10 protein-coding genes are annotated in these 16,772 nt (G+C 74.5%); 5 read left to right on the top strand and 5 right to left on the bottom strand.

All coding sequences use genetic code 11. The annotated features are described in order from the left end of the window. The first annotated feature begins 57 nt into the window (after positions 1-57). Complete coding sequence (locus HNR12_RS19945; RefSeq protein WP_179769028.1) at positions 58-918, top strand: glycosyltransferase family 2 protein; 861 nt, start codon at positions 58-60, stop codon at positions 916-918. 84 nt (positions 919-1,002) lie between these two features. Here the strand turns inward: HNR12_RS19945 and HNR12_RS19950 are convergent, their stop codons facing one another. The 3 genes from HNR12_RS19950 to HNR12_RS19960 form a co-directional block, all read right to left on the bottom strand. Next, positions 1,003-2,208, bottom strand: coding sequence for a glycosyltransferase family 4 protein (locus tag HNR12_RS19950; protein ID WP_179769029.1), 1,206 nt, complete (start codon positions 2,206-2,208; stop codon positions 1,003-1,005). Between the two features lie 226 nt (positions 2,209-2,434). Then, a complete protein-coding gene (locus HNR12_RS19955) occupies positions 2,435-3,760 on the bottom strand; it encodes a nucleotide sugar dehydrogenase (RefSeq protein WP_308118617.1) in 1,326 nt (441 codons plus the stop codon). Positions 3,761-4,395: 635 nt separating this feature from the next. Next, a complete protein-coding gene (locus tag HNR12_RS19960) occupies positions 4,396-6,123 on the bottom strand; it encodes a glycosyltransferase family 4 protein (protein WP_179769031.1) in 1,728 nt (575 codons plus the stop codon). 232 nt (positions 6,124-6,355) lie between these two features. On the opposite strand from HNR12_RS19960, the gene wecB reads away from it, so the two are divergent. The 3 genes from wecB (at position 6,356) to HNR12_RS19975 (ending at position 11,722) form a co-directional block, all read left to right on the top strand. Next, the gene (gene wecB / locus HNR12_RS19965) at positions 6,356-7,423 is read left to right on the top strand and encodes a non-hydrolyzing UDP-N-acetylglucosamine 2-epimerase (protein ID WP_308118620.1); all 1,068 of its coding nucleotides are present in this window, start codon (positions 6,356-6,358) and stop codon (positions 7,421-7,423) included. 75 nt (positions 7,424-7,498) lie between these two features. Then, positions 7,499-9,262, top strand: coding sequence for a hypothetical protein (locus HNR12_RS19970; protein WP_179769032.1), 1,764 nt, complete (start codon positions 7,499-7,501; stop codon positions 9,260-9,262). A 333-nt stretch (positions 9,263-9,595) separates the two neighbouring features. Continuing rightward, positions 9,596-11,722 carry a glycosyltransferase gene (locus HNR12_RS19975; RefSeq protein ID WP_179770746.1) on the top strand — a complete coding sequence of 709 codons (2,127 nt, stop codon included), beginning with the start codon at positions 9,596-9,598 and terminating at the stop codon, positions 11,720-11,722. Positions 11,723-12,102: 380 nt separating this feature from the next. Here the strand turns inward: HNR12_RS19975 and HNR12_RS19980 are convergent, their stop codons facing one another. Together HNR12_RS19980 and HNR12_RS19985 are read right to left on the bottom strand one after the other, a co-directional pair. After that, positions 12,103-13,449, bottom strand: a complete 1,347-nt coding sequence (locus HNR12_RS19980; RefSeq protein ID WP_308118618.1) for an LCP family protein — start codon at positions 13,447-13,449, stop codon at positions 12,103-12,105. A gap of 122 nt (positions 13,450-13,571) precedes the next feature. Continuing rightward, positions 13,572-14,384 carry a TIGR03089 family protein gene (locus tag HNR12_RS19985; protein WP_179769034.1) on the bottom strand — a complete coding sequence of 271 codons (813 nt, stop codon included), beginning with the start codon at positions 14,382-14,384 and terminating at the stop codon, positions 13,572-13,574. Between the two features lie 204 nt (positions 14,385-14,588). Here HNR12_RS19985 and HNR12_RS19990 point away from each other — a divergent pair, with 204 nt between their 5' ends. Further along, complete coding sequence (locus HNR12_RS19990; RefSeq protein ID WP_179769035.1) at positions 14,589-16,634, top strand: hypothetical protein; 2,046 nt, start codon at positions 14,589-14,591, stop codon at positions 16,632-16,634. The last annotated feature ends 138 nt before the right edge of the window (positions 16,635-16,772 follow it).

A 16,772-nucleotide genomic window follows, 5' to 3' on the forward strand; every position in this document is an offset into this window, starting at 1 on the left:
GGCCCTGCCACGGTCACTCCCCCCGACGACGGCACGGGGCGCGGAGGTGCGCAGCGCATGAAGATCACCTGCGTCCTCCTGACCATGGGCGACCGCCCGGCCGAACTCCGCCGCGCCATCGACAGCGTGCGCGAGCAGCGGGACGCCGACATCGAACTGGTCGTGGTCAGCAACGGGTGCGCCCTTCCCCGGCTGCCCGACGACGTCATCACGGTGCAACTCCCCGAGAACGTCGGCATCCCCGAGGGCCGCAACCACGGCGTGAAGGCCGGCACCGGCGACATCATCCTGTTCCTCGACGACGACGGCTGGTACCGCTCGCCCGAGGTCGCCCGGCACATCAGCGCCAAGTTCGCGGCCGACCCCCGGCTCGGCGCGATCTCGCTGCGGATCGCCGACCCCGACGGCGGCCCCGACCAGCGGCGGCACGTCCCGCGCCTGCGCGTGGGCGACCCCCACCGCTCCAGCCGCGTCACCACCTTCCTGGGCGGCGCCAGCGCCGTGCGGCGCAGCGCCTTCGAGAAGTGCGGCGGCCTGCCCGGCGACTTCTTCTACGCCCACGAGGAGACCGACCTCGCCTGGCGGATCATGGACGCCGGCTACCACATCGAGTACGACGCCGAAGCCGTCATGTACCACCCGGCCGTGCCGCCCACGCGGCACGCCGAGTTCTACCGGCTCAACGCCCGCAACCGGGTGTGGCTGGCGCGCCGCAACCTCCCGTGGCCGCTGGCGCTGGTCTACCTGGCCGACTGGGTGGCGATCACCCTGCTGCGCGAGCGCCGGTCGCGCGAGGCGCTGGCGGCGTGGTTCCGCGGCTTCCGCGAGGGCTGGCGCGAGGACTGCGGTCCGCGCAACCCCATCAAGTGGTCCACGGCCTGGCGCATGACCCTGACCGGCCGCCCGCCCATCATCTGACCCGGCCGGCCCACCGGTCGAACACCCCGACGTCGAGAAGGCGTGCCCGGAGCAATCGGGCACGCCTTCTCGACGTCCGGGGGCCTAGAGCGGCAGCCGCTTGGCGGGTTCGGCGACGGGCGCCACGGCCTCCAGGGGCGCCGGGGCCTGCACGGGCAGCGGCAGGGTGTCGGGGGTGCCAGGGGCGGCGGGGTGCGGCCCGGCCGCGGCGGCCCACTCCTCCAGCTGGCGCACGAACAGCTCCGCCTGCACCGGCCAGTGGTAGGACGTGCGCGCGATCCGGTGGCCGGTGGCGGCCTGGCGGTTGCGCAGGTCGGAGTCGGAGCGCAGGCGCAGCACGGCGTCGGCCGCGGCGGCGGCGTCGCCGAAGGGCACCACGAGCCCGCAGTCGCCCTCGGGGCGCTGGGTGACCAGCGAGACCGCCGCCGGGTTGGGCGTGGTGATGACCGGCAGGCCGTGCGCCATGTACTCCACGACCTTGGTCGGCAGCGAGCTGCGGTAGTTGGGGGTGTCCTGGAGCAGGCAGATACCCGCCATGGCGCCGCTGACCATGCGCAGCGCCTGGTCGTTGGGCACGAACCCGTACCAGTGGATGGCCTCTTCGAGCTGGGCCTGGCGCAGCATCGGCCGGATGCTGGGGTCGGCGGCGCCGATCACCTCGACCCGCACGCCGTGGGGGCGCAGCCGGCGGCCCATCTCGACGAGTTCGTGGGCGCCGCGCGCGGCCGAGAGGTGGCCGAGGTAGACGACCCGGTCGGTGCCGGGGGCGCGCTCGGGGCGGTCGGGCACGTAGGTGGTGTTGGGCACCACCGGGTGCGGCAGGGCGAACCGGCCGCGGTAGCCCTCCTCGGCGAGGATGAGGTGCATGCGCTGCTCGGCGTGGCGCTCGAAGCCGCGCACCACCGGGCCCAGCGGCCGGCGCAGCGGCCGGGGCATCCACGGCTTGGTGAGCAGGGCGGCGGCGGCGTCCTCGTGGACGTCCCACACGGTGACTGGGCGGCGGCGCGGCAGGGCCAGCAGGAGTTCGGGGTCGTGGAAGAGCAGGAGGTCGGCGTCGGCGGCGTGGCGGGCCAGAGCGGCGCGGGCCGCGCGCAGCGAGCCGACGCGGCGGCGCCCGGCCGCGCGCGGGACGTCGACCGGGGTCAGCTCCTGCCACGGGGTGACGCCGCGGTCGGCGAAGGGCGCGATGTAGGTGACGCGGTGCCCGGCGTCGAGCAGGGCGCGGATCTGGCGGTGCAGGATGCGCGCGTCCTCCGGATGGTGGACCACCGTGGCCACGAGAGCGTGCATATGCGAGTTCACCACTTCCGAACGCCGTTATGGGCTGGCGGTTCTCCCATAGGTGGAGACATCTGCCCTGTTTGTCACGCTAGCCGCGCAGGGGAACAACAGGTGAAAACCGAAGTGACGCCGAGTGGGGTACCGGGTGAACCCGGTATGCGGCTGGTCCGGCCCGCCGGCCGCCGCGTGCGGCGGCCGGCGCAGGTGTCCCTGATGTCGCAGATGTGCCTGAAGGTTACAGGACCTGAATTCCGTCCCGCTCGATGACCGCCGTTGTACGCCGGTGGTCGGCCACGGCCTGCGGGTCGAGCCGGCGCAGCACGCCCCGGGTGTCCAGCAGCATGCGCGCGTTCTCGGTCAGCAGCTTGGGCGTGTAGGCGCTGTGGTCGGTCAGCAGGATGGTGAGGTCGGCCTCGGCCATGGCCTGCTCCAGGTCGGTCGCGCGCGGCAGCGGCTCGCCGTTGATGCTCCACTCCTCGACGTGGGGGTCGTGGTAGGTGAGCGTGGCGCCCTTCTCGGCGAGCTTGCGGGCGACCGGGCGGGCCGGCGACTCCCGCTGGTCGGCGATGTCGGCCTTGTAGGTGACCCCCAGCAGCAGCACGCGCGAGCGCGACAGCGCCAGCCCGGCGTCGTTGAGCATCTCCTGGGCCCGCTGCAGCACGTAGCTGGGCATGCGGGCGTTGATCTCCTGGGCCAGCTCCACGAACCGGAACGGGTAGCCCAGGGTCTTGACCTTGTAGGAGAGGTAGTTGGGGTCGATGGGGATGCAGTGGCCGCCCACGCCCGGGCCCGGGTAGAACGCCTGGAACCCGAACGGCTTGGTGGCGGCGCAGGCGATGGAGTCCCACAGGTCGACGCCCATCTCCTGGCAGAAGATGGCCATTTCGTTGACCAGCGCGATGTTGACGTGCCGGTAGGTGTTCTCCAGCAGCTTGGCCATCTCGGCCTCGCGGGTGCCGCGGGCGCGCACGACGTTCTCGATGAACCGGCCGTAGAAGGCGGCGGCGACCTCGCCGCAGCGCTCGGTCAGGCCGCCCACGACCTTGGGGGTGTTGGCCACGCCGTAGGTGGGGTTGCCCGGGTCGATGCGCTCGGGCGAGAAGGCGAGGTGGAAGTCGGCGCCGGCGACCAGGCCGGAGTCCTCCAGCAGCGGGCGCACGACCTCCTCGGTGGTGCCCGGGTAGGTGGTGGACTCCAGCACGACGAGGGTGCCCGGCGACAGGTGCGCCGCGATGGACCGGGCCGCGCCGGTGACCGCGCCGAGGTCGGGGCCGCCCTCGGCCGACAGCGGGGTGGGCACGCAGATGACGACGTTGCGCGCGCCGGCGATCACCGAGGCGTCGGTGGTGGCGGTGAACCCGCCCTCGCGCATCTCGGCGATGTCGGCGGAGTCGAGGTCGTCGACGTGCGAGCGGCCGGCGTTCAGCCCCTCCACGACCGGGGCGCTGACGTCCAGCCCCGTGACGGTGAGCCCGGAACGAGTGGCCTGGTGCGCCAGCGGCAGGCCGACATAGCCCAGTCCGATGACGACCAGGTCCGAGGTTGAGGTAGCGACGTCCACTGGGGTCACCCTCGCCTTCATTGCTTTTCGGGTGGGAAATCAGGTGTCGAGGACAGCCATTGCGAGAACTGGACGCGTAAGCCCCGTTCGGCGTTGGCACGCCCCGCGTGTCTGGTGTGCACCGGTTCGGCATTGATTCGGACGACGCCGCGATGCCGGAACGGGGTGTAGCGAGCCGGTGGCGGGGTGCGCGCGACCCGGCCGCGATGGCGCCCCGAGCGTTGAACACCCGCAGGGCGCACGCCTCCTGCTGATTTCCGACTGTAAATCAGCGTTTCGGCCGGACCCGGCGGAAACTCCCACTCGTTCGGAGGAATTTACCCCGGAGTCACCCAAGATTCCGCCGTTGAACGCCGTGTGTAGACATCGCCGCAACCCGGTCCGGATCGGACACCGCGCCGGGCGGCCGCGAGAGCCGTCAGCAAATCCCATATCGTGACGAACAGGTACACATTACCCCCCTGTCGGCGCTGCGGCGCGCGGGCGGGGCGGTTTCGGACGCGCCCGGCGGCGGCAGGGGGGCTTCCCCGTTCCCTCGCGGCTTCCCCGCAGAGCTCCCCGCGCACGCACGCACGCGCGCCCGCGCACGGGGCGCGCGGGCGCGGCGGGCAGGGGGTGGGGCCGGGGGAGGGGCGTCAGCCCCGCAGGCCGGAGTAGGCGGCGATGTAGCGGTGCGCGGCGGCCTCCCAGGTGCGGTCGCGGCCTACGCGCTCGCGCGCGGCCCGGCCGTAGGCCCGGCGGGTGCCGGGGTCGGCGGCCAGCTTCTCCAGGCACTCGGCCAGCGCGTCGGGGCGCCCCGGGGGCACGAGTTCGCCGGTGGTGCCGGGCTCCACGATCTCGCGCAGCGCCTCCAGGTCGCCCGCCACCACGGGCAGGCCCCCGGCCATCGCCTCCACGGGCTTGAGCGGGGTCACCAGGCGGCTCACCCGCTCGTCGCGGCGCGGCACCGCGAACACGTCCAGCGCCGCGTGGTAGCGGCGCACCTCGGCGGCGGGCACCCGGCCGGGGAAGTGCGCGGCGCCCTCCAGCCCGGCCTCGGCGGCGCGCTCGCGCAGCGCGCCCAGCTCGGGGCCGTCGCCCACGATCAGGGCGTGGGCGGCCAGCCCGCGCCGGCGCAGCTCGGCGACGGCGTCGACCAGGGTGTCCAGCCCCTCGTAGCTGTAGCAGCTGGTGGTGGTGCCGACCACGAAGTCGTCGGCGCCGATGCCCAGTTCGCGGCGCAGGCCCGAGGCGTCGGGCAGCGGCTCCAGGAACGCCTCGTCCACCGCGTTGGGCACCACGACGACCTTGGCCGGGTCGACCCCGCGCCCCACGATCTCGGCGCGCATGGTCTCGCCCAGCGTGACCACCAGGTCGGCGGCGTGCATGCAGGCGGTCTCTCGCGCGCGCTCGGTGGTGTAGAAGGCGTCCTCGGTGCTGCGCGAGGGGTCGCGCGAGAGCCAGGACTCCTCCAGGAAGCCGCGGACCTCGTAGACAACCGGCAGGCCCAGCCGCCGGCCCACCTCCAGCGCCACCCGCGCGTTGCCGTGGTTGCTGGCGGCGTGCAGCACGTCGGGCGCCAGGCGCCGCACCAGCGGCAGCGCCAGCCGCACCCCGGCGCGCAGCTCGGCGGCGTCGTCGGCCGGGGCGGTCCAGGGCAGCAGCCGGTGGTAGGGGACGCCGTCGACCTCCACGCGCAGGCGGGTGTCGGGGATCCCCTTGGTCAGCGGGTAGCCCACCCGCGTCACGACGTGGGGGTCCAGCCCGGCGGCGCGCTGGCCCAGGGCGATGCGGTGGGTGCGCTGGGTGTAGCCGGCGTTGGTGTGCGGCAACGCGTTGGTGACTAGGTGCAGGACGCGGTGGACGGTGCGACCGGTATCGGCCGATACCTGATCGTTCATCGTGCCGTGGTGTCGCGTTCCCTCCCCCGGCGCTACCGTGGGAGGGTGCGACTGGCTGCCCGCCGGGGCCGCGGCGTGCTCGCGCACGGCTCGCCCCGTGGTCAGCGCCAGTCGGTGCGCCAGTCCGGCCCTGCGCCTGCCCTCGGGCAGTCTCCCGATAAGCTCCTCGGCGACCTCGGGCCGCTCGACCGCCAGTGCGAACGCGGTCAGTCGGGCGAGGCGACGAGGGGAGGCTCCATGAGCGGCGCCGCGGACCGTGTCGACCGCCTCCGCGCGGCGACCCGCGTCCCACAGGGCGTAGGCCCGGGGCAGCGCACCGGTGCGGCCCATGGCACCGCGCGCACCCGCCCTCACCCGGTCCGGCAGCAGCCGGAGCGCCAGCAGAGGCAACCGGGCGGGCTCGTCGCGAAGATGCCGAAGGGTCAGAGTCGCGGTAAAGGAAGCCGCTTTCACGATGTTGCGCACGGTGGGGTATCCAACCATGTCGGGATGATCCGCCGGTGACGCCTCGGCGTCGAGCACGGTCGTGAATCGTCGAACGTCGTTCTTTGAGGGGAACATGATGTCATCAGCACCGGCCGACCGTTCGGACAGCGGCCGAGTCAGCGGAGCCGCCGATGCCGATGGCGCACGGACCGACCGCTCCCAGGGCGCGGTGCGCGCGGGCCAGGCCCCCGCTCCAGCCTACGGAGGCTACGCCTCCGCCGGGGAGATCGTGCACATCGTCGGCGCGCGCCCGAACTTCGTCAAGGCGGCGCCGGTCGTGGCGGCCCTGGCCAAGCGCGGCGTCCGCCAGTCGGTGGTGCACACCGGCCAGCACTACGACGACCGCATGTCGGCGGTGTTCTTCCGCGAGCTGGGCCTGCCCCGGCCCGACGTCGACCTGGGCGTGGGATCGGGCTCGCACGCCGAGCAGACCGCCGCGCTGATGGTGGGCCTGGAGCGAGAGTTCATCTCGCGTTCACCGGGCCTGGTCGTGGTCTACGGCGACGTCAACTCCACCCTCGCCGCCGGGCTGGTCGCCGCCAAGCTGCACATCCCCGTCGCCCACGTCGAGGCCGGGCTGCGCTCCTTCGACTGGACGATGCCCGAGGAGGTCAACCGCCGCCTCACCGACCAGCTCTCCGACGTCCTCTTCGCCACCAGCCCCGAGGCGGTCGGCCACCTCGCCGCCGAGGGCGTGGCCGTGGACCGGGTGCACTTCGTCGGCAACCCGATGATCGACACCCTGCTGGGCAACATCGACCGCTTCGACACCGAGGCCCTGCGCTCCCGCGTGGAGCTGCCGGAGTCCTACGTGGCGGCCACCCTGCACCGCCCGGCCAACGTCGACAACCCCGAGGTCGTGGCCCGGCTGGTGGCGCGGCTGCACGAGGTCGCCGACCAGATCGACGTCGTCATGCCGGTGCACCCGCGCGGCCGGGCCGCGCTCACCGCCGCCGGGCTGGCCGAGCACCCGCGCATGCACCTGCTGGAGCCGCTGGGCTACATCGACTTCGTGACCCTGGTGCGCGCCTCGACCGCCGTGGTCACCGACTCCGGCGGCGTGCAGGAGGAGACCACCATCCTGCGCGTCCCGTGCCTCACCCTGCGCCCCAACACCGAGCGCCCGGTTACGATCACCCATGGCAGCAACCGGCTCGTCGTCGACTCCGAGCTCCCCGGCCTGGTCTCCAAGCTCCTGGCGGGCGAGCGCCTCGGCGCGAGCGCGGTCGCCGACGTGCCGCCGCTGTGGGACGGCCACGCCGGCGAGCGCATCGCCACCATCCTGGCGGACCGGTGAGCGCGGGGCCCGGCGGCGGGCGGCCGCCGCGGCAGGTGACCGGATCCCTCAACCTCGCAAGGCAGGAAGCATCCCGTGAAACGGCGTGAACTGAGCCACACCGAACAGCTCCGGCAGGCGCTCTCGGAGCGGGAGGCCCAACTCCAGGAGGCCAAGGCCCGGCTGGCCGCGCTCGAAGGGTCGACCTCCCTTCAGGTCGGCCGCGCGCTGACCGCCGCCGCCAAGCGCCCCGGGCGCGGGCTGCTGCGCCTGCCGCGGGACCTCTTCCGCCTGTGGCGCAAGGCCGGCCGCACCCAGCAGGGCACCGGGCGCCGCCGCAAGGCCGAGCCGGTGCGCTCCTTCGACGCCGAGCGCCAGGAGACCCGGCTGCTGTCGGGCAGCCTGGGCGTGCGCGACGACCGCCTGGTGGTCGCCGGCATCCTGTCGCCGGCCGCCCGCGCCGCCATCGAGCCCTACGTCCGGGTCGTGCCGCTGCGCCCGCAGGACGCCCAGTCGGCGTTCGAGTCGGTCGACGTCGACGTCGTGCTGGTGTCGGCCTCGGCCACCGCGCCGGGCTCCCTGTGGGCCCACGCGGGCGACCCCGCCGTCGCCGACCGCACCCGGGTGCTGAACTGGGTCATCGAGTCCGCCGAGTCCCGCGGCGTGCCCTCGATCCTGGTGGCCGACGCTCCGGCGCCGCCCGCGCTGGCCTCGCTCGCCTTCGACCTGGTCTACGACGGCGACCTCGGGGTGCCGCTGCACCGCTTCAACCCCGTCGCCGCCGAGCCCGAGCGCGACCCCGAACCCGCCCACGTGCCCTCGCCCGCGCCCGGCGGCGTGGTGGTCGACCGCCTGGTCGGCCGCCTCGCCGAGGACGGCCTGCGCCGCCTGTCGCCGGGCTGGGCGGAGCTGCCCGGAGTCCTGCGCTCCAGCGCCACCGTGGTGGTGGACGACTCCGGGCTGGCCGACCGCGCCCTGGTCTGCGGCGCCCGCGCGCTGCTGCTGGGCGACCTCAAGCGCACCCACCCCGCCGGCCAGGGCGGCCCGGCCGTGCGCGCGGTGCCCGCCAACGCCGGCGCGCTGCGCTCCAGCGCCGCCTCCGAGGAGCTGGCGCGGCTGCGCGAGAGCGGCCCGCTGACCGCCGAGGAGCTGCGGCTGGTGCTGCGCTCGGTGTTCCTCACCGACGCCACCCCGGTCCGCCTCGCCGAGATCTTCGGCAAGGTGGCCTTCGCGCCCGGGTCGGGCAGCCCCTCGCTGCCGCTGCGCACCCGCGAGGTCGCCCTGCTGGCGGCGCCCGGCGACGACAACACCTCGCTGCTGCTGGCCGGGGACGTCCTGGACCAGCAGCACGCCCCCAGCGAGGTCGTGGTGCCGGAGTCCGCGGCCAACCTGGCCGGCGTGGAGCGGCTGCGCTCCCACGGCGTCCCGGTCCGCCTGGCGCCCGGCGGCGCCCCCGGCGGCGCTCCCCGGCCCGAGGACTGGGCGCGCCTGGCGCGGGCCGCCTCGGCGCCCTGGGCGGTGCTGTGGACCGGCCCGCGCGGCGCGGCCCACCTCGCCGACCTGCTCTGCGCCGCGGAGTGCTCCGGCGCCGACGCGGTGGGCCCGGCCGTGGGGTCGTGGCGCTCCTCGGGCGGATCCCCCGCCGCGCCCGACGCGGTCGACGAAGCGGTGGCCGAGCAGGAGTATGTTTTCGTGAGCGCGATCGCGCCGGAACTCGCCCGGCGCGAACTGGTCGCCCGCGCGCTCCAGCCGGGCGTGTGGAACCGGCACGGCGCGCGGCTGCTGGCCCTGGGCCCGCTGCGCGGAGCGGGCGAGTCCGACGCGCCCGACCACGCCCGCACGACGCCCAATGTCGGTTGACCCCCGGACCGGCGCCACGCCGGCCGGCCGTTGCGGGGCCGGCCCCCGGCGCACCCCGCCGACACCGCACAACGAGCACGGCCGCTCTCCGGACCTCGCGTACCGGTGGGCAGGCGTCCACCGAGGCCGAGCCCGGAGGACCGGAATGAAGGGAAGCACGTGACCAACCATCCTCGCGAACGCGAGCGAGCGAGCGGAGTCGGCGACGCCGGAAGCCCTCGGGCTGACCGCCCCGGCGGCGCGGCGAGCGAGCGGCCGAGGAGCCTGCGCGCGCTCGTCTACGGCGACGTCGACCTCAACATCATCGACGGTTCGGCGATCTGGGCCCAGTCCATGACCCAGGGCCTGGCGGCGGCCGGGTGCGAGGCCACTCTGCTGCTGAAGGCGCCGGTGACGACCGATCGGCTGGTGGCGCCGCTCACCACGGTCCCGGGTGTGGTCGTGCGCCGCACCTACGAGGAGCGGCTGGTTCCCGACGCCGGCCCGCGCGGGCTCACCCCCGACCAGGCGGTGGAGCTGATCACCCGGCTCGACGCCGAGCAGCGCTTCGACCTCATCGTGGTGCGCGGCAAGCGGCTGGCCATCGCGGCGGCCCAGACCGAGGCGCTGGCGGGCCGGCTGTGGACCTACCTCACCGACGTCCCCCAGACCGTGGCCGAGATGACCGCCACCTCGGTCTCGGAGATCACCGACATCGCGGTGGCCTCGCGGTTCCTGCTGTGCCAGACCGAGGAGCTGCGCGGCTTCCTGGAGAGCACCATCCCCGCCGCCTGCGGCAAGAGCGTGCTGTTCCCGCCGGTCGTGGTGACCCCCGAGGGGGTGTCCGGCTCGGGCGCGCCGCACGAGCCGCTCAAGCTCGTCTACACCGGCAAGTTCGCCCAGCGGTGGAACACCCTGGAGATGACCGAGCTGCCGGCGGCCCTGGCCGCGCGCGGCGTGCCCGCCGAGCTGCACATGATCGGCGACAAGGTGCACCGCGACGACCCCGACTGGGCCAAGCGCATGAGCAAGGCGCTGGAGTCCGCCTCCGGCGTGGTGTGGCACGGCGGCAAGCCGCGGGCCGAGGCGCTGCGGCTGTCGGCCGAGTGCGACGTCGGCCTGTCCTGGCGCGCCCCCGAGATGGACGCCAGCCTGGAGCTGTCGACCAAGGTCTTGGAGCTGGGCTCGCTGGGCCTGCCGGTGGTGGTCAACCGCACCCCCATGCACGAGCGGCTGCTGGGCGCCGACTACCCCCTCTACGCCGGGGAGACCCTGGACTCCGTCGCCGACACCCTGACGCTGGCCGCCGACCCCGAGATCTACCGCGAGGCGGCCGAGCGCTGCCGCGCGGCGGCGGCCGACTTCACCCTGGAGCGGGCCGCGGCGCGGCTGCGCGGCTACCTCGACCTCGCGTGCCCGCCGGCGCCGGCCGGCGCCGACCCCGAGCGCCCGCTGAAGGTGGTCATCGCCGGCCACGACCTGAAGTTCTTCACCCGGCTGGCCGAGTACCTGATGTCGCTGCCGGGGCTGGACGTCCGCCTGGACGAGTGGGAGGCGCTGCGCTCCCACGACCAGTACCGCAGCAAGGAGCTGGCGGCCTGGGCGGACGTGGTCATCTGCGAGTGGTGCGGGCCCAACGCGCTGTTCTACGCCGAGCACAAGCGGCCCGACCAGCGGCTCGTGGTGCGGCTGCACCGGTTCGAGCTGTACGCGGAGTGGCCGCGCAAGCTCGACATCGAGAAGGTCGACGCGGTGGTGTGCGTCAGCCCCTACTACGCGTCGCTCACCCGCGAGCTGGCCGGCTACCCCGCCGACAAGGTCGTCGTGCTGCCCAACTGGGTGGACGTCGCCCAGCTGGACCGGCCCAAGCTGCCCGGTGCCGAGTACACGCTCGGCATGATCGGGATCGCCCCCTCGCGCAAGCGGCTGGACCGCGGCATCGAGGTCCTGGGCGAGCTGCGGCGCCGCGACCCGCGCTACACGCTGGCCGTGAAGTCCAAGCAGCCCTGGGACTACTGGTGGGTGTGGAACCGCCCCGAGGAGCGCGAGTACTACGAGCGCACCTACCGCATGGTGCAGCGCGACCCGCTGCTGTCGGAGGGCGTGGTGTTCGACCCGTTCGGCCCCGACGTCGCCACGTGGCTGCGCCGGGTCGGGTTCATGCTCTCCACCAGCGACGACGAAAGCTTCCACCTGGCCCCGGCCGAGTGCGCGGCCTCGGGCGGCGTCCCCGCGGTGCTGACCTGGCCGGGCGCGGACACGATCTACTCCGCGCGGTGGCTCCACGAGAGCACCGAGGCGATGGCCGACGCCATCCACGCGATCGTCAGCGAGGGCCGGTTCGACGCCGCGCGCCGCGCGGCCCAGGCCGAGATCAACGAGAACTACTCGCTGTCCCGCGTCTGCGACCTGTGGACCGACCTGATCGTGCACGGCAAGGTCCCCGCCGAGCCGGAGCCGGGCGCGGTGGTCCGGGCCTGAGCACGGCGCGCACCGGCCGCCGCTGAGCGGCAGCGGGCCCCACGCGGCCCCCGGCGGAGGACTCCTTCCGCCGGGGGCCGCGTCGCGTGCGCCCGCCGGGGCGCGGGGCGCCCGCGTCGCGGGGGGAGGGAGCGGGGGAGCGGGGCGCCGCGCCCCGGACTCAGGGGGCGCGGGGACCGGCCGACCGCCCGGCGGCTCCAGGCCGTTTCCGACGAGCCGTGCGCAGGCCCCGGCGGCGAGCGCGCCGACGACCTCCCGCGCGCTCCGAGACGCCCCCGGGCGCCACCGCGAACGGCGGGGGGCCCGCCGCCTCGGCGGCGGCCCTCCCGCCTCCCGCGTCACCAACCTCTCAGGTCGGTACACCTAGCGCGCGGTCCGGATCAGCACTCCTGCTTGGCGTCGGCCGCCGAGGTCCCCTCGACGCCGCCGCCTCCGCCACCGCCGCTGGTGGAGGTGAAGCCCTCCCAGTCGGCCGCGAGGACGAGCTGGACGGTGTCGCCCAGTGCGGGGTTCTCCTCGGTGGTGGCGTTGACGGCCTCGCTCGCGATGGCCTCGGCGTGGGCCTCCTGGCCCGGGCCGTAGTAGACGGTGCTCTGCTCGGGGATGACCTCGGGGTTGCCGGTGCCCACCACCTGGAAGCCCTCGGTGGTCAGCCACTGGCCCACCTGGTCGGCGAGGTTGGGGGTGCCCTGGCCGTTCAGCACCTCGACGGAGACGTCGCCGGGCTCGACCTTCTGGCCGCCGCCGCCTCCGCCGCCACCGCCGTTGCCGCCGCCTCCGCCGCCACCGCCGCCCTGGTCGTCGTCGCCGGTGATGTCCTCGTCCTTGGCGATGGCGTCGAACAGCTCACTGGCCTGCGGCTCGCTGAAAACCAGCCGGTTGGGGTCGGCGGGGTCCTGGCCGTTGGGCACCGTGACGAAGTTGACGTTGTTGAGGTCGACCTCGCGCATCGCCACGGCGATGTCGGTCATGACCTCCAGGGTCAGCTCGTCGTCGGTGGTCATGGTCTCGGTGACCGAACCGAGGAAGCCGGTGAGGTTGGCCGGGCTGGTCAGGACGTCGCCCTGCATGACCTCGTTCAGCATGGCGCCCAGGAACTCCTGCTGGCGGCCGATGCGCGCGGTGTCGGTGCCGTCGCCCTGGCCGTAGCGGGAGCGCATGTAGCCCAGCGCCTCCTCGCCGTTGAGCACCTGCTCGCCGGCCTCCAGGTGCAGCTTGGCCTTGTCGTCGTCGATGGGCTCGGGGATGCACATCTTCACCCCGCCCAGGGAGTCGACGATCCCCTTGAAGCCGGTGAAGTCGACGCTGACGAAGTGGTCGATGTGGATGCCGGTGATCTGCTCGACGGCCTTCCACTGGCACTGCACGCCGCCGAAGGACATGGCGGAGTTGATCATGCCGCGCTGGGCCTGCATGCCCGGGTGGTCGCCGTTGGCCTCGCACGCGGGCAGGTCGACCATGAGGTCGCGGGGCAGGTTGATCATCGTGGCGCGCCTGTTCTCGGGCGAGATGTGGGCGATGATCAGGGAGTCGGGGCGCTCGCCCTCGGCCTCGCCGTAGTTGGCGTTCTCGCCGGTGCGGACGTCGGAGCCGATCACCATGATGTTCAGCGCGCCCTCGACCCTGCTGGGCCGGTCGCCGAAGGCGTCGGTGTCGACGTCCTCCTGGTTGATGTTGCCGTAGATGTCGTAGTAGGCGGCGTAGGCGGTGAGGCTGCTGCCGATCACGAGGGCCGTCGAGATGACGGAGATCCAGCCGCCGACGGACAGGCTCTTCCGTGCCGCGTGGCCCTTCGCGGAGCCTCGGGATGAGCGTTTTCTGGGCAATGTGGCACCAAGGGAGGGAGGGGTCAGGTCAGCGGCTTGAGGGATTCGGCGATTGCGGGGGTACCGGGCCGCGCACCGGCGATCGCCGTGGCACGCTCCATGCCAAGCCGCGCTTGCAGGGTAGTCGACTCTCCGTCGGGAATGAGGACCAGCGGCAGTGCGCCGGCCACGGGTCCGAGGAGAAGGGACAGGTCGGATCCCAGGACTGCGAGGGAGTCCCGCGCCGAGGTGATCATAGCCACGCGGTCGGCGGATGTCAGCCCCCACTCGGCCAGGCGCCGCCGCGCGGTGCCGGCGAGTTGGGCACCGGTGCGCTCCTCGGGCCCGGCGGGTGCCCCGGCCAGGGCGGGGGAGTCGGGATCCACGGCCGCGCCGGGGAAGCGGTCGCCGTAGCCCCGGACCTCGACGGTGTAGTCGAGGGCGGCGGGCGGGCAGTCGGCCATCGGCGCGCCCAGGGGGTGCAGGGAGGTGCCGACCACCTCGCGCGCGCCGGTGTCGAGCGCGGCGGCCACGCGTGCGGGGTCGGCCACCGCGATGTCGCCCTCGGGGACCTCGCCGGGCCCGCCCAGCACCGCGACCGCGCCGGTGGAGAAGCAGGCGAGCAGCCACACCAGGCTCTGCCAGTGCGGCGGCAGGGCCAGCGCCACCCGGTCGCCGGGCTCGGCGCCGAGGCCGTCGACCAGCATGTTGGCGGTCTTGGCGACCCAGTTGTCGACCGTGGCGAAGGAGAGTTCGACCCGTCCGCCGGTGTCGTGGTCGTAGGCGGTGACGAACGGGCGTGCGGGATCGGCCGCGACGGCCGAGCGCCACAGGTCCACGGGGGTTTCCGCGCCCACGCGCGCCCTCCTTTCGGCTGGTCCGGATCGGCCCGGCCGCGCGGCCGGGAACCTGCCACATGGTACTCAGCGGACACAAGGGGACCGTCCCGTTGGCCGCAAGGCGCCGCGCCGCGGCCCCGACGTCACGATTTCGCACTGATCCGGGCGCCCCGCCCCGCCGGACCGCCTCCCCGGGGGCGGGGGAACTGAGAGGCTGCCCCCATGGGATCGACTTCCGCGCGCATGTTCACCCGTGTCACCGCGGCGCCCGCCATCGCGATCTCGGCGTGGCTGCTGGTGGCGTTCCCGCTGCTGGTGGCGGGGGTGCTCACCCCGCTGGCCGGCGGGCTGCTGGGCGTCCCCGCGGTGGCGCTGGGCCTGCTGGCGGCGGCGCGGCTGGTGCCGCCGGCGCCCGGAGCGGAGGCGGGGGAGGACGTCCCGTGGTGGCCGCTGGTGCTCACCGTGCTGATCGGGGTCGCCTTCACCGCCGTGCAGATCGCCTACCACTCCGAGATCCTGGTGATCCGGCGCGACCCCGCCTCCTACGCCCAGTTCACGTTCTGGATCGCCGAGCACGGCTCGCTGCCCATCCCGCAGCGGCGCGACCTGATCGCGGGCGACGACCCCGCGCTCGTCTACGACAGCCTGGCCTACTACGAGGTCGGCGAGGTGGTGTGGCCGCAGTTCCTCGCCGGGGCGCCGCTGGTCTACACCGTCGGCCACTGGCTGGGCGGCATGACCGGGATGCTCGTCACCCCGCCGGTGGTGGGCGGGCTGGGCGTCGTGACGTTCGGCGGCCTGGCCGGCCGCCTGGTGGGCGTGCGGTGGGCGCCCCTGGCGGCGCTGGTGCTGGCGGTCTGCCAGACCCAGCAGTGGGTCAGCCGGTCCACCTACAGCGAGCCGGTGGCGCAGGTGCTGCTGCTGGGCGCGCTGGCCCTGGCCTTCGACGCGCTGACGCGGCGCACCGCCCTGGGCGGGCGCTGGGGCCGCGCGCACGCGCTGGCGGGGGGCGCCGGACTCGTGTTCGGGCTGGGCCTGGTCGTGCGCATCGACGCGCTGCGCGACCTGCTGCCGCTGGTGGGGTTCGTCGGGCTGCTGCTGCTCGCCCGGCGCGGCCAGGCGCTGCCGCTGCTGGCCGGGCTGGTGCTGGGCGCCGGCTACGGGTTCACCGCCGGGTACGGGCTGTCCCGGCCCTACCTGGAGCACCTCTCCGACTCGCTCAACCCCCTGCTGCTGATCAGCGCCGGGGTGGTGGCGGCCGTGGCCCTGGCGGTGGCGCTGCTGTGGCGGCGCGGGGTGCCGCGCACCGACCGCCCCCGATGGCTTCCGGCCGCCGGCGCGGCGGCCGTGGTCGTGGTGATGGCGGTGCTGGCGCTGCGCCCGCTGGTCTACACCGACTACGGCCACGGCGCCGCCGCGACGGCCATGTACATCGGGCAGGTGCAGGCGTTCGAGGGACTGCCCAACGACCCCGACCGCACCTACTACGAGCTGAGCCTGTACTGGGTGGGCTGGTACGTGGGGCTGAGCACCGTGCTGCTGGCGACCTTCGGCGCGGCCGTGCTGGCCCACCGCATCCTGCGCCGCCGCGAACCGCAGTGGGTGCTGCCCGCGCTGGTCCTGGGCTGGACGGTGGTGACCACGCTGCTGCGCCCGGCCATCACCCCCGACCACCCGTGGGCCAGCCGGCGGCTGATCGTGCTGGTTATCCCGGCGTTCATCCTGTTCGCGGTGTGGTTCACCGCCTGGCTGACGCGGCGGCTGGCCACCGAGCCGGCGGTGGACCGCCGCGCGGTGCGCACCGCCGCCGCGGGCGCGGCGGCGGTGGTGGGCGCGGCGGTGATGCTGGTGCCGACCGCCATCACGGCCTGGGGGGTGATGACCTACCGCTCCGACGTGGGCAGCGTGGCGGCCGCGCAGCGGCTGTGCCGGGCGATCCCCGACGACGCCAGCGTGCTGATCGTCGACTCCGCCTACGCCAACTTCATGCAGCTGGTCCGGGGCATGTGCGGGGTGCCGACGGCGGCGCTGTCCTCGGCCGTGCCCCAGGCCGACGCCGCCCGCGTGGTCGAGGAGATCCGCGAGCGCGGGCGCACCCCGGTCCTGGCCGCCGGGGCGCCCGAGGACCTGCGGCCCCTCGTCCCCGAGGGCGCCACCATGACCCGGCCGTTCGACGTGCACACCGAGCAGGACCCCAGCACCCTGATGGAGCCGCCCGCCGGACCCTGGATCTTCGACGACGAGCTGTGGGTCGCCGTCGTCCGGTGAGGGCGGGGCCGCCGTTATTCTGGCGGAGGCGGCAGGGGGCGGCGCGCCGGACCGCCCGGGCGCGCGGGCGCGGCGGCCCGCCGGCCCGAGGGCGGCACCGGTCCACCGGCACGAGAGCCCGTACACGGCCCGCATGCG

It is taken from the genome of Streptomonospora nanhaiensis (assembly GCF_013410565.1).
GTDB classification, from domain to species: Bacteria; Actinomycetota; Actinomycetes; order Streptosporangiales; family Streptosporangiaceae; genus Streptomonospora; species Streptomonospora nanhaiensis.

What these genes read in the sequence shown, in the direction of transcription:
- HNR12_RS19945 (WP_179769028.1), top strand. Translation starts at nt 58, where the DNA reads ATGAAGATCACCTGCGTCCTCCTGACCATGGGCGACCGCCCGGCCGAA.
- HNR12_RS19950 (WP_179769029.1), bottom strand. Translation starts at nt 2,208, where the DNA reads ATGCACGCTCTCGTGGCCACGGTGGTCCACCATCCGGAGGACGCGCGC.
- HNR12_RS19960 (WP_179769031.1), bottom strand. Translation starts at nt 6,123, where the DNA reads ATGGTTGGATACCCCACCGTGCGCAACATCGTGAAAGCGGCTTCCTTT.
- HNR12_RS19975 (WP_179770746.1), top strand. Translation starts at nt 9,596, where the DNA reads ATGACCCAGGGCCTGGCGGCGGCCGGGTGCGAGGCCACTCTGCTGCTG.
- HNR12_RS19990 (WP_179769035.1), top strand. Translation starts at nt 14,589, where the DNA reads ATGGGATCGACTTCCGCGCGCATGTTCACCCGTGTCACCGCGGCGCCC.